Source organism: Gorillibacterium terrae (assembly GCF_051594785.1).
Classification (GTDB): domain Bacteria; phylum Bacillota; class Bacilli; order Paenibacillales; family NBRC-103111; genus Gorillibacterium.
In genome coordinates this window covers 528,274-540,050 of record NZ_JBPPGI010000001.1, presented here as the reverse complement: position 1 = coordinate 540,050, position 11,777 = coordinate 528,274, and the positions used below count along the sequence as shown (strand labels likewise).

The following is an 11,777-nucleotide window of genomic DNA, read 5'->3' as shown; positions in this document are numbered from 1 at the left end:
GGAGTCCGATATGAATCCTCTCAAAGCTTATCCGCGGGAAGTGAACGTGTTCCTTGCCGCGAGCCTGATCAGCGCGATCGGCAGTTCCCTGATGTGGCCGCTCGTCAGCATGTTCGTCTTTGACGAGCTGGGCCGCAGCATGGCGGACGCCGGTCTCGTCATTCTCATTCAATCCGTCGGCGGAATCGTCGGCCAGCTGATCGGCGGTTCCTTCTATCACAAGGTCGGCGTCAAGCGCCTGATCGTCGGATCGCTTGTGCTGAACGCAGCCAGCCTCTTCCTGCTTCCCGTCGTTCGGGAATCCTGGCCGCTTTTCCTCGTCGCCATGGGGCTCGTCGGCCTCTTCAATGCCGTCTCCATGCCCGCCATCCAGGCATTTGTCGGCTTCCGGTTCGCCGAACGCCGGGCCGAGCTGTTCAACGTGATCTATGTGGCCAATAACATCGGCGTCGCGGTCGGCACGGCGGGCAGCGGATTCCTGGCCGATATCTCCTACAACCTCAGCTTCATCGCCAACGGCGCAACGAACCTTCTGTTCGCCGCCTTCTTCCTGGTTTACCTGCACAAGGTAGACGAAGCAGGCTTGGAACGGGGCTCGCGCGCCGGCTGGAAGGACCGAACGGGCGATCGCGATTCGGCCGAGGATTCGGCTTCCGCTTCCAGCGGCCGCTCCTTGAAGAAAACCGGCGGGACTTGGGCGCTGCTCGGCAACATCCGGCTGTACCTGTTCCTGGCGCTGGGCGGTCTGCTCCTGCAGGTCGGCAATTCGATCTGGAATGCCGGCGTCTCGCCGTCCATCATCGCAAGCGGCATGGAGAAAAAAGCCTACGGCTTCCTCTGGACCCTGAACGGCATCCTGATCTTTGCCGCCCAACCCGTCACCGTCCTGCTCCGCCGGTTTGTTGCCCGCACCGTCACCGCCCAGATGACGGCCAGCAGCCTGTTCTACCTGGCCGGCTACGCCTGCATCCTGGTCTGGCCAAGCTACCCCGGCATGATCGCCGGGATGGTATTCGCCACCATCGGCGAGATGCTGATCGCCCCGGCCGTTCCCGCCTACCTCGCGGAAAGCGGGGGCCGCCACGCCCCGTTCTACATCGGCCTCACCGGCGGGATCGGTTCCGTCGGACGGGTGTTCGGGCCATTTGTCATGGGCACGCTGTTTGACGCCGGCGGGCTCTCGCCGGTCGCCTGGCTCGCCGTGGTCACCGCCGGGTTGTCCGCCTCGTTCTACGCGGTCCATTCCCGGCTGCAGTCTTCCTCCGGCCAATTGGCAGCGGGCAGCGACGGGAATTAATTAAAGAGTAGCTATAATCAGTCAAGGGACTAATGGGTACTCCGCAATAAACTTTTCCGGAAAGAACTCATATACCCCGATACTTTCAATTCTTGCAGCGAAAGGTGAAAAAGACTGAGCCACAATGGGGATAGCGGTCCTCATTCTCTCAGGGTCATCGATGAGAATGGTAGCGTGGGCAACCCAATGGTGATAACCGCTTATCGGCTCGCTTGGGACTAAATCCTTATAAAGATGGAGCAGTTCCATATTCATGGAAGGTGCAATAAATAGAACCTTCAGCCCGAACAAGCCGATATGATTGAGATGGATATCAAAAGCCTTTGAATGGAGAGAAACGGATTGCACACGTTCTAAAACTTGATCTCTGCATTCAAGAGCAAAGCTTCCCAACGTGAAATGATAAGGAATGCCCTGCGTTTGTTCGCCAATCAATCCGGTTTGAGCAAGCACATCGTAAATATCGGCCAGCTTTTGATTGGTACTCTTATCAAATTGTGCGATCAGGTAAATGCGCGGTTCTTCCATTTTGATCTCCCTTCCTTCTTTATTGCTGATATAACTTCGTATAGCCTGGTTGCGCTTGGCGATGTCGATACCGCTGCAGCCCAACCCTAACACCTTGGCTCTGTTACGCTCATTATGTCTTATCCATACAGGATAACAAGCTTTTTTCATGCTGTGCTCTTATCCAAAGACCGTCAATCTATTAAAAGAGGAGGCCGCTATCATGGCCGCTGCCCGCAAGCTTATCACCGACGCCGACTTTGCCGAGGCGGAGGATAAACAGCTCCTCGTCCGCGTGTTCCGCGACGATCATCTGGTCGAAGGAGGCGGCGTTCTCGTCCGCTTCACCTCCGAGCTCGCCGTCATTCAGGCCGGCGTGGGCGACGTAGCGTATTACCCGCGGTCGGAATGCGAGTTTTTTGCCTTACGGAAGCGCTGATCCCGAGGAGGAACCGCCCATGAGTATACACATAGACGAAGAATGGACAGACCGGGATTTTTCCGGCGAGGAGCTTCGGGACACGACGTGGAAGCAGTGCGTCTTCCTGCGCTGCCGGTTCCGGGGAGCCCGCATGGAGGAGATTCTCACGGAAAGCTGCCGGTTCGCGGAATGCGACTTGACCGGCGCCCTCCTGAACGGCTCGGTGCACCGGAACACCGCGTTCACGAACTGCCGGATGCAGGGAACCAACCTGTTCGCTTCCCGGTTCGAGGAATGCAAGCTGACCGGCTCCGACCTGACGGAAAGCCAGTTGGACGGCTTTACCGTGATCGGCGGAGACTGGTCGTATACCAACCTGCGCCATGCCAACCTGTCCCGCCAGAACCTGCGCGGCATTCGCCTCTGCGAGGCCGATCTCCGGGAATGCAGCTTGGAGAAGGCCGATCTGCGCGAGGCCGATCTGACCCGTGCCATCCTGGCGAAGGCCAAGCTCGCCGGAGCCGACCTGCGCGGAGCCAAGCTGGACGGCGTCGATTTCCCGTCGATGCTCGTCAAGGGCGCGCGCATGGATATCGCGCAGGCAGTCTCCTTCCTGCGCGCGTTCGGCGCAAAGGTAGAGTAACGGAATTCAAGCGTCGCTACTGCACGATAAAGCAAAGCCCCCTCTCCTCTTCCCGAAATGGGAAGGAAAGGGGGCTTTGCTGTGTGAGGAAGCCGAGACATCGGCCAGCCGGTTCCCTACCGGAGGCAGTTGCCTGCCGGAGTCACTCCGGCAGGGAAGCGGGCGGATGGGCGGCAGACAAGGGACTGCCCGCATCGGAGAGAGCCAGCGGCGCCTGCTCATGCCCGGCCCCGGCCGAAGGCTGCGAACGCGCCCGGCCCGACAGCTCCCAGGCAACCTTGGCCAGAAGGAAGCAGAGAATCACGTTCAACAGGGCGATCGCCAGCGAGGAGAAGCTGGCCGTCGCGCCGTTCATCCCCGCCGACCGCGAGAACAGGATCTCGTGCGTATTGACGTAGACCGTCCCGGTAAAAGCGGCGGCGAACGCAAGCAGCCGCTTGTCGCGCAACTCGATGTATGCGGCGAGCGCGAGCGCCACCGCCGGGAACAGGTAGCGCTCATGCATGCTGGTGGAGAAGGTGAAGACGCCGGCGATCTGGATCAGCCCGGCGAGCATGGCAAAGGCCGGACTGCGGCCCCGCAGGTAGACGGCCCAAGAGAACAAGGTGGTGACGGAGATGAACGCCAAGCCCCAAGTGTGGTAGCTGAGCAGGAATCCGACCTCGGAGCTGTTCGTATAGTTCGCGCCGATCAGGCTGAAGAAATTATAGGCGTTGACCGAGGCGTAAGGGTATTCCCCAACGGTGCCGCGGAACAGATCGACGATCCACAGCGGATCGCGATGGACGGCAAACGGCAACGCGATCAGAGCCGCCGATCCGAGTCCCGCAACGGCCGCCGCCAGACAGGTCTTCAGGCTCCGCCGGCGCACCAGCTCGAAGAACAGCACCGGCAGGAAGATGATCCCCTGCGGCTTCATCATCACCGCCACGGCGAATGCCGCCGCCGCCCAGACCGGCTTCTTGTCGGCGACGGCGGTTAGGGCGAGCACGATGAGCAGCGTGAAGAAGGAATCCACCTGCCCCCAGACCGTGGAATTGAGGAACACCGCCGGGTTCAGCACATAGAAGGCGGCGACGAGCAGGCTCGTTCCGTCGGAGAACCGCTTGGCGGCAAATCGGTAGAGGAGCGTTGCGGTAAGAACGTCGGCGGCGATCGAAGGCAGCTTGAGCAGCAGCGCCGAATAGCCGCTCAGGCTAAAGGCCGACATCGCCTTGCCGATCAGGTACAGGAGATACAGGTAGAAGGGCGGGTAATCCGCATTCGCCTGCGTGTAGACGTTCTGCAGCCCCTGCGCCGCTGCGAGGGCCCAATTGCGGAACAGCGTGAGGTCATAGTGTCCGGCCGTCCACGGTGCAACGGCAACCCGCAGCAGGAAGCCCGTACCGAACACGGTTCCGGCAAGCAGCAGCCGGTCGCGTCGCGGGAGTTGCAGGCTTCCCCGTTTCCGCAGAAGTACGGCGCCCGCGCCGAACAGCACCGCATAACCGGCGGCATACAGGATGAGCGGGGTTTCTTCCGAGCCGCCCGCTCCAGATCCGCCAAAGCTTCGGCCAGCTCCGCCAAAGCCGCGGCCGATTCCGCCGCCGAAGCCTCGATCCGCTCCTCCGAAACCGCCGCTGCCGCTGTTGCCGCCACGGTCTCCGCCCATAAAGCCGCCGCTGCCTTGGCCGCGCATTCCCGGCATGCGGGCTCCGTCGTCTCCGCCGCGGACGCCTCCGGTCTCGCCGCGGATTCCGCCGCTCCCGCGCTGACCGCCCATGTACCCGCCGCCCGGTGTGAAGGAGCCCGAGCCGACGGTCTTGGCATTCGAATAGCCGGCGCTGCCGTGGAAGGACCAAAGCGAATAGAGCGCTGTGCCCATCGCGACGATCAAGATGACAATCAGACTGGCCCGCAGCGCTCTGCCGTTTCGCCGTTTCATTAGGAACCGCCTCCCCCAGCCGCGTCGGCTGTCGTTCCTCCCAGTATGCACGGCGAAGCTTAAGCCTACCTTAAACCTTAACCCTTAAACCGGGTTCAGTCTCTGGCCCATCCCTCCCGCAACGATTCTCCGTGCATTCTCGTCTATTGAGTATCCCCCTCACGGCGGAGAATCTTATCTCGAAAGCGGGTGCGCCATTGACACGCCTGTCCTCCCTCCTATGCGTCCTGGCTCTCGCCGCCGGGACCTTAAGCCTGCCCGGGTGCGCTTCGCCCAAGGACGCTACAGCTCCCTCACCTCTGGCAGCGGCTTCTCCCGCTGCCCAAGTCTCGGATCACCCGCCAAAGGCTGAGCAACCGGACTCCTTCCCGCTCCGCTTCCAATCCGTCCAAATCGCCGCGCCGCTCACGGCCGGGGAGGAGGAGTCCGGACGCACCGTTCTCGTCTCCCGTTCCATCGGCGGCGTAACCGTCGAGCTGTATTCCACGGAAGCGTCGGCCGACATCTACTATGCTTCGGTCCGGGAGGGAGAAGCGTATTACCGGCTCGGTCCGATCGGGTATCCTCCTTTTCTCGACGGTTCCCTCTACGGGGTTGAATCGGCGACGTTGGCAAAGAGCCCGGTCGTCAAACTATCCGGTGTGCTTGGCGCCGGCGCGCCGATCGTCTATTATGTGGACCCCGCGGCCCGAAGGGTGTATACCCTGGAGGCCGGTACCGTTGAGCTGCCGCTTCCGAACGGCGATTATGCCGTGCTGGCCACCATGGGCACGCCGGCGCCGCTATCCTCGCTTTATGTGTTCGGGCAGGACGGAGCCGCCGAGACAACCGATTTGAATGCCGCCATGGGAGCAGCAGCCGTCTATTACGATCCCAACTCGCAGGCGGTGAAAGCCGATTTTGCCGAAGAGCGCGGAACCGAATGGACCCTCGGGCGAACCGAGATCAAGCGCGTCTATCCCTAGGAGAAGGTGAGTATGCTATCATTTTCACGAATCGGATGCTCAACTTGAGGTGATGAGATGGACTTGGCAACACAGAGACTGCGTCTGCGCGACCTCGTGGAGCAGGATGCAGAGGCGCTGTTCGAGATTAAAAACGACGAGCAGGTCAGGAAACATCCCTTTTTTCAAGGGGATGAAACCATTGAGTTTATTACAAACATGATTGCCTTCTTTCAAAGCGTGAAACGCAAAGGCCGGATCATCGACGACCGGTATCCCGAACGCGGCCATTTGTCTGGCATCTGCTTGCAGGATTCCGCAGACGTCATCGGTGTCATAAGCCTTCATCCCGTCCCGCATTCCGATGAATGGCATATGGGCTGGTATTTGAAAAGCCAATACACCGGTCAGGGATACGCAGCGGAAGCGGGGACGGCAGCGTCGGATTATTTCCTTGAAGCGTTGTCGCTGGAATTCATTACGGCTGAGGTTGCCAGTGATAATCCGGCCTCCTTCCGAACCGCGCAAAAAAGCGGATTCACGCTCATGGAAGGACAGAAAGGCGGTCTTGATGCGGACAACGGCGAAAGCGGCGCGTCCTCCTCTATATTCCGCAAGTATAACCGCAACGTCGTGGCGAAGAGCGGAGGCCAAACCGGTCCGGAATGTGGTGGTTGATTCCCCTGAAAAAGCAAACAGCTTCTTGATCCTGAGCGAATCAAGAAGCCATTGTCGGCATTCGGAGACCGCCCGCCGGTCTCCTGTTTCTATCGGTCCGCCTCTCCTAGCTCTCCAGCTTGTGCTTGATCACCCACACCGTCGCAACGAGCACCGCTGCTGCGACCGCAAGCTCGAACAAGAACTGGCCCGATGCCCACTCGCCGAACGGGATTGCCGTCGGAACGGCCAGCCGGCCGGTATTGTCGCTTTCGTACAGCTTAATATTCAGAAAAGAAGAAAATTCCGATCGAACCTCGGGAAACCACTTCGCCTCGAGCATGGAAATCGTATTTTCAAAGAGGGTGAACAGCACGATCCCGACGAATACCCGGCCACGGAAGCGAAAGCTCATCAACAGAGCGATCAGCAGGAAAATCCCCAGGAGCATGACGAGGGTCGTCCACACTCCGATTAGCCAGGTCGCGATTCCATCCTGCAAGCGGAAGGGTATGAGCAGCGAGTGGAGCGGGTTCTGGGGCAGAGCCCGTATAATGGCTATGTGCATCAGTGCAAGCAGGCCGATAACCGCAAACCCGGCCGTGCAGTAAAGAATCGGCGATAGCACGAAAGCGAGCGGCTTCAAGGGCAGGAGACGGCGGGACACCGATCGCAGATTGATGACAAAGCTCTTGATGCTCTGCACATAAACATAGACGCAAGCTGCGCCGTAAGCCGTCAGGCTGACGATCAGGGGAATAACGCCTGCAGTCTTGAGCGAAGACGTATCCGCCGGATCGACCGGAGGCTGGAACGACCAGATGAAGGAGGCGCAGATCTCTACGATCACGAGGACCGCAAGCGCAGCCAGCAGCGCCCCTGCGGTTCGTTTTACGTCGTATTTCAGCAGCTTGATCATTCCGCGAATACCTCCTTGAAATAGTCGTCGATGCTTTTCCCGGTCTGGATTCGCAGCTCCTCGACTTCCTGATGCAGGAGGGTTCGGCCTTCCTTGAGAAAAATCACTTCGTCAAAAATCCGTTCGATGTCCCGCACCAGATGGGTTGACACGACCAAGGTGCTGTTCTCGCTGTACTGCTCCACAATCGCGTCGAGAATCTTGCCGCGGGCCACCGGGTCCACTCCGCCGATCGGCTCGTCGAGCAGATAGAGCGGAACGCTGCGGGAGAGCGCGAGCGTAAGCTGCAGGCGCTCGCTCATGCCCTTGGACAGCGACGCGATCCGGTCGCCGGACGCGAGCTTCATGAAGGCGAGCAGCTCCTCCGCTTTGCGGCGGTCGAAATCCGGATAGAAGTCGGCATAGAACGCGATGGCATCGCTCACCTTCATCCAGGATTCGGTGAGCGGCTGATCGGGCATGAAGGACACCAGCCGCTTCGTCTCAAGGCCCACCGGGATTCCCTGCACCCGCACCGTTCCCGACTGCGGATGGCTGAGACCGGCGATCAGCTTCATCAGCGTCGTCTTGCCGCTGCCGTTGGGACCGAGCAGGCCGACGATTTTACCGGGACCAAGCCGCAGGGTGGCTTCGTTCAGCCCCCGCCCGTTGCGGTAGCGCTTGGCGACATGCTCCAGCTCGAGAACGAAGCTCATGCCTTCGCCTCCCCTTTCGTCAAGGTCTCGGTCCGGGCATCCGTTCGGACCGCATCCGCTACGATGGCAGCGATATCGCTGCCCTGAAACCCCAGCTCCCGCATACCGCCGATGAAGCGCTCCAGCAGCTCTCCGGCCATTTCCTTCTTGATCGCCATAATCTTCCCTTCCTCGCTGGTCACATACCGGCCCAGACCGCGCCGGCTCTCCACCGTACCCTCGCGCTCCAATTCCGAGAGGGCCCGTTGGACCGTATTGGGATTGATCGTCAGCTCCGCCGCCAGCTCCCGCACGGCGGGCACTTTATCGCCCGGCTGCAGCAGGCCGGTTACGATCTGCCGCTTGAGGTGCGTCATGATCTGCAGATAGATCGGCAGGTTGTTGTCAAATTCGATGGGCACGGTTCGCAAGCCCCCTTTCCATCCGCCCCTTCATCTTAAACCACGTCTCTCTTGCAAAAGGAGAGAAAGGCAATCAGCACGAAGAGTGCGGCATAAACGATCAGCACGGCCGCCGAGAACCCGAGCGACATTCCCGCAAGCGGCGGATGTCCGGCGGCGTACACGGACAGATCGGCATTCGGAAACAGCACATATTTAAAGAACGGCTTCGGGATGACGAGCTCGCTCAGCATCGCGGCGAAGATCCCTGCGCCGATGGCCGCTCCGCTGGAGCGGGATACCGTCCCGAGGAAGAAGGCGAACAGGACGAAGATGGTCATGTACACCCATTGGTAAAAGGCGAATTGCAGCAGATGCAGCCAGCCTTCCCCGCCGGAGGTACCGAAGGCGACGCTTCCCGCCGCGTAGAACAGCAGAGTGGCCGCCGCGGTAACGCTGACCGAGTACAGCAGGACCACAGCCAGCTTCGACGCCAGGATGGCGGCCCGGCCGTGCGGCCGGATCAAGAGAAACTTCACCGTGCCGAGGCGGAATTCCTGCGTGACAATGCGCGCGGTGTTGGAAATGGCCAGAATCAGCAGCAACTTGCCGGTGCCTGTCTTATCGAGCATGCCCTCGGTAAAGGCCGATGCCGAGGAGAATAGCTCCGGAGCGACGTTGTGAATAATCAGCGCACTTCCCACGGCCAAGAGCAGAATCAGCAGATAGGAGACGAACGCCCCCGGCTTCTTGTAGACCTTCAAGCATTCGTTCCATACGAGCAATCCGAAGTTACGCAATGCGGTTTCCTCCCGTCCATTTCAGGAATTCGTCTTCGAGCGTGGTCCTCTGCTCCTCGATCCGGTGAATGCGAATTTGCTCCGCAGCCAGCCGGCTCACGAGCTCCGGCACTTCCTTCTCGGCCAGCCGCAGCACGAGCCGGTCCGACGCGTCCAGCACTTCAATCCCGCGCATCGATTCAATCAATCCCCGGGCCTTCGCTTCTTGCCCGTCTCCCACCTTCAGGGCCACCGTCACCCGCTCTTTCTCCGTATCGCCCGCTTCGGCAGCCGTTTCGCCGAGCCCCCGGATCGTCACCAGCTTGCCTTCCTGAATCACCACCACCCGGTTGCACATCTGCTCGATCTCGGACAAGAGGTGGCTCGAGACCAGCACCGAGATGCCTTCTTCGCCGGCGATCTTCTTCAGGTACTCGCGCATCTCGCGGATGCCGGCCGGATCGAGGCCGTTGGTCGGCTCATCGAGGATGAGCAGCCTCGGCCGGTGCAGGAGGGCCTGAGCGATGCCGAGCCGCTGCCTCATTCCGAGCGAATAGGTCTTCACCTTCTTGCCCAGCGCGTCGGTCAAACCGACGAGCCGGATCACCTCGAGAATCCGCTCGTCGCTTACCTCCGGCGTCATCCGCCGATACTGGCGCATGTTGTCATAGCCGCTCAGGTAAGGATAGAACTCGGGATTCTCGATAATCCCGCCAACCTGCTTCATCGCTTCGGCTCGCGCTTGCCGGATGCTGTGCCCGCCGACGAAGACATCTCCCTCGGTCATGGCGATCAGGCCGACGATCATCCGGATGGTCGTCGTCTTCCCCGCCCCGTTCGGGCCGAGCAGGCCAACCACCTCTCCCGACCCGATCTCGAACGTCAAGCCGTCCACGATCCGCTTGCCGCCGATGCTCTTCGTCACTCCGTTCAAGCGAAGGACGGGGGCCGCTCCGCGTTCCCTTGCTGCGCTATTCTCCATGGGCTAATGCCTCCTTTAGTTTCTTGTTCCGTCTTCATCGTTTGTATCAGTGTCATAGTTAAATAATACACTATAACATCGAAAACGCAAGCCCTTTTCTTGAATTTCCTCCCAACTCGGAATGGACGCAAAAAAGCCAAGCCCGTCGGGCTTGGCGAAGGAGGCTCCCGAAGGAACCGAGAGGTCCGTGCAGTCTGGATGGAGCTGTTCCGGCTCCGACCGGACGGCTTACAGCGAGTCCAGAAAGCGGACCAGCGTCAGCAGCCCTTTGTCGAAATTCTCCAGGTGGAAGTGCTCGTTGGGCGCATGCAGATTCTCATCCGGCAGTCCGAAGCCCATCAGCACGACCGGCACCTCCAGGACGCGGGCCATGTTCTCCACGATGGGGATGGAGCCGCCGTCCTTGGTAAACACCGGGCGCTTGCCGTACACGTGCTCGAAGGCGTCGGCCGCCTTCTGCAGGATCGGCAGGGAAGGGTCGATGGTGAAGGGGTTGCCCTTCTCCCGCTGGGTGACCGTCACCTTGGCGCCGACGGGCTTATGCTCCGCGATATGGCGCTCGAGCTTGTTCAGGATGTCCTGCGGGTCCTGCCGGTCGACGAGGCGGCAGGTGATCTTGGCGTGAGCTTCGCGGGGAATGACCGTCTTGGTGCCTTCGCCCTGGAAGCCGCCCCAGACGCCGTTCAGCTCCAGCGTCGGACGGGCGCCCGTGCGCTCCACGTACGAATAGCCCGCTTCGCCGAACAGGTCGTCGAGCTCGAGCTCCTTCTTCAGCGCTTCTTCGTCGAACTCCTTGCGCGCCAGTTCCTTGCGGATCTCCGGCGTCAGGTCCGGCGCGCCGTCGTAGAAGCCCGCAACATTCACGCGGCCATCCGCGGTGTGCAGCGAAGCCAGCAGCTCGACGAGCGCGTGCAGGGCGTTCGGGACGCCGCCGCCGAAGGTGCCGGAGTGCAGGTCCGTGTTCGCCGTCGCCACGTCCACGTCCAAAGAGCAGAGACCGCGCAGGCCCGTGCAGATCGCCGGTTTATCCGGACCGAGCAGCTCGGTGTCGGAGATGAGCACGGCGTCCGCCGCGAGCTTATCGGCATTCTCGTCGAGGAAGCCATAGAGGCTCGGGCTAGTGATCTCCTCTTCGCCTTCGATGCAGAACTTGACGTTGACCGGCAGCTTGCCCTCCTGCTTCAGGATCGCTTCGACCGCCTTCACATGCAGGAACAGCTGTCCCTTGTCGTCGGTCGCGCCGCGGGCGTACAGCTTGTTGTCGCGGATTTCCGGCTCGAACGGCGGGGATTGCCACAGATTCAGCGGGTCCACCGGCTGCACGTCGTAATGGCCGTAGATCAGGATGGTCGGCTTGCCCGGCGCGTGAAGATGATCGGCGTACAGGATCGGATGCCCGGCGGTCTGATGAATCTCGACATGCTCCATGCCGGCGGCGGTGAGCTTCGCGGCCAGCCATTCGGCGGCCTTTTGCATATCGGGTTTATGTACGGACAGGGCGGAGATGCTGGGGATGCGCAGCCATTCCTGAAGCTCGTTCAGGTGCTGCTCGCGGTGCTGTTCAAAATACGTTTGATAGTCCATGCGGTTCCTCCTGAAAAGATGTGGGATTCCTTTATTTTACTACAA

The 11,777-nt window shown here is 60.6% G+C and carries 13 protein-coding genes; 5 read left to right on the top strand and 8 right to left on the bottom strand.

Annotated features, from left to right (window positions below):
• Positions 1 to 10: 10 nt before the first annotated feature.
• Positions 11 to 1,297, top strand: a complete 1,287-nt coding sequence (locus tag ACSEXS_RS02295) for an MFS transporter (RefSeq protein ID WP_438431567.1) — start codon at positions 11 to 13, stop codon at positions 1,295 to 1,297.
• Positions 1,298 to 1,318: 21 nt separating this feature from the next.
• On the opposite strand, the gene ACSEXS_RS02290 is transcribed toward ACSEXS_RS02295, so the two are convergent.
• The gene (locus ACSEXS_RS02290; RefSeq protein WP_438431566.1) at positions 1,319 to 1,975 is read right to left on the bottom strand and encodes a 2'-5' RNA ligase family protein; all 657 of its coding nucleotides are present in this window, start codon (positions 1,973 to 1,975) and stop codon (positions 1,319 to 1,321) included.
• Between the two features lie 52 nt (positions 1,976 to 2,027).
• Between ACSEXS_RS02290 and ACSEXS_RS02285 the strand changes: the two genes are divergently transcribed.
• Together ACSEXS_RS02285 and ACSEXS_RS02280 are read left to right on the top strand one after the other, a co-directional pair.
• Positions 2,028 to 2,243, top strand: a complete 216-nt coding sequence (locus tag ACSEXS_RS02285) for a hypothetical protein (protein WP_438431565.1) — start codon at positions 2,028 to 2,030, stop codon at positions 2,241 to 2,243.
• A 19-nt stretch (positions 2,244 to 2,262) separates the two neighbouring features.
• The gene (locus ACSEXS_RS02280) at positions 2,263 to 2,868 is read left to right on the top strand and encodes a pentapeptide repeat-containing protein (protein WP_438431564.1); all 606 of its coding nucleotides are present in this window, start codon (positions 2,263 to 2,265) and stop codon (positions 2,866 to 2,868) included.
• A 142-nt stretch (positions 2,869 to 3,010) separates the two neighbouring features.
• On the opposite strand, the gene ACSEXS_RS02275 is transcribed toward ACSEXS_RS02280, so the two are convergent.
• Positions 3,011 to 4,792: an MptA/MptB family glycosyltransferase gene (locus ACSEXS_RS02275; RefSeq protein WP_438431563.1), complete on the bottom strand. Its 1,782-nt coding sequence runs from the start codon at positions 4,790 to 4,792 to the stop codon at positions 3,011 to 3,013.
• 197 nt (positions 4,793 to 4,989) lie between these two features.
• On the opposite strand from ACSEXS_RS02275, the gene ACSEXS_RS02270 reads away from it, so the two are divergent.
• Both ACSEXS_RS02270 and ACSEXS_RS02265 read left to right on the top strand, forming a co-directional pair.
• A complete protein-coding gene (locus tag ACSEXS_RS02270) occupies positions 4,990 to 5,757 on the top strand; it encodes a hypothetical protein (protein ID WP_438431562.1) in 768 nt (255 codons plus the stop codon).
• Between the two features lie 57 nt (positions 5,758 to 5,814).
• On the top strand, positions 5,815 to 6,414 hold the full coding sequence (locus tag ACSEXS_RS02265; RefSeq protein ID WP_438431561.1) for a GNAT family N-acetyltransferase: 600 nt from the start codon (positions 5,815 to 5,817) through the stop codon (positions 6,412 to 6,414).
• A gap of 106 nt (positions 6,415 to 6,520) precedes the next feature.
• Here the strand turns inward: ACSEXS_RS02265 and ACSEXS_RS02260 are convergent, their stop codons facing one another.
• From ACSEXS_RS02260 to ACSEXS_RS02235, 6 genes are all read right to left on the bottom strand, one after another.
• Positions 6,521 to 7,312, bottom strand: a complete 792-nt coding sequence (locus ACSEXS_RS02260) for a hypothetical protein (protein WP_438431560.1) — start codon at positions 7,310 to 7,312, stop codon at positions 6,521 to 6,523.
• On the bottom strand, positions 7,309 to 8,007 hold the full coding sequence (locus ACSEXS_RS02255) for an ABC transporter ATP-binding protein (protein ID WP_438431559.1): 699 nt from the start codon (positions 8,005 to 8,007) through the stop codon (positions 7,309 to 7,311). The genes ACSEXS_RS02260 and ACSEXS_RS02255 overlap by 4 nt, the downstream gene beginning before the upstream one ends.
• Complete coding sequence (locus ACSEXS_RS02250) at positions 8,004 to 8,408, bottom strand: GntR family transcriptional regulator (protein ID WP_438431558.1); 405 nt, start codon at positions 8,406 to 8,408, stop codon at positions 8,004 to 8,006. The genes ACSEXS_RS02255 and ACSEXS_RS02250 overlap by 4 nt, the downstream gene beginning before the upstream one ends.
• A gap of 35 nt (positions 8,409 to 8,443) precedes the next feature.
• A complete protein-coding gene (locus ACSEXS_RS02245) occupies positions 8,444 to 9,187 on the bottom strand; it encodes an ABC transporter permease (protein ID WP_438431557.1) in 744 nt (247 codons plus the stop codon).
• On the bottom strand, positions 9,180 to 10,148 hold the full coding sequence (locus tag ACSEXS_RS02240) for an ABC transporter ATP-binding protein (RefSeq protein ID WP_438431556.1): 969 nt from the start codon (positions 10,146 to 10,148) through the stop codon (positions 9,180 to 9,182). The genes ACSEXS_RS02245 and ACSEXS_RS02240 overlap by 8 nt, the downstream gene beginning before the upstream one ends.
• A gap of 228 nt (positions 10,149 to 10,376) precedes the next feature.
• On the bottom strand, positions 10,377 to 11,732 hold the full coding sequence (locus ACSEXS_RS02235; RefSeq protein ID WP_438431555.1) for a dipeptidase: 1,356 nt from the start codon (positions 11,730 to 11,732) through the stop codon (positions 10,377 to 10,379).
• Positions 11,733 to 11,777: the final 45 nt, after the last annotated feature.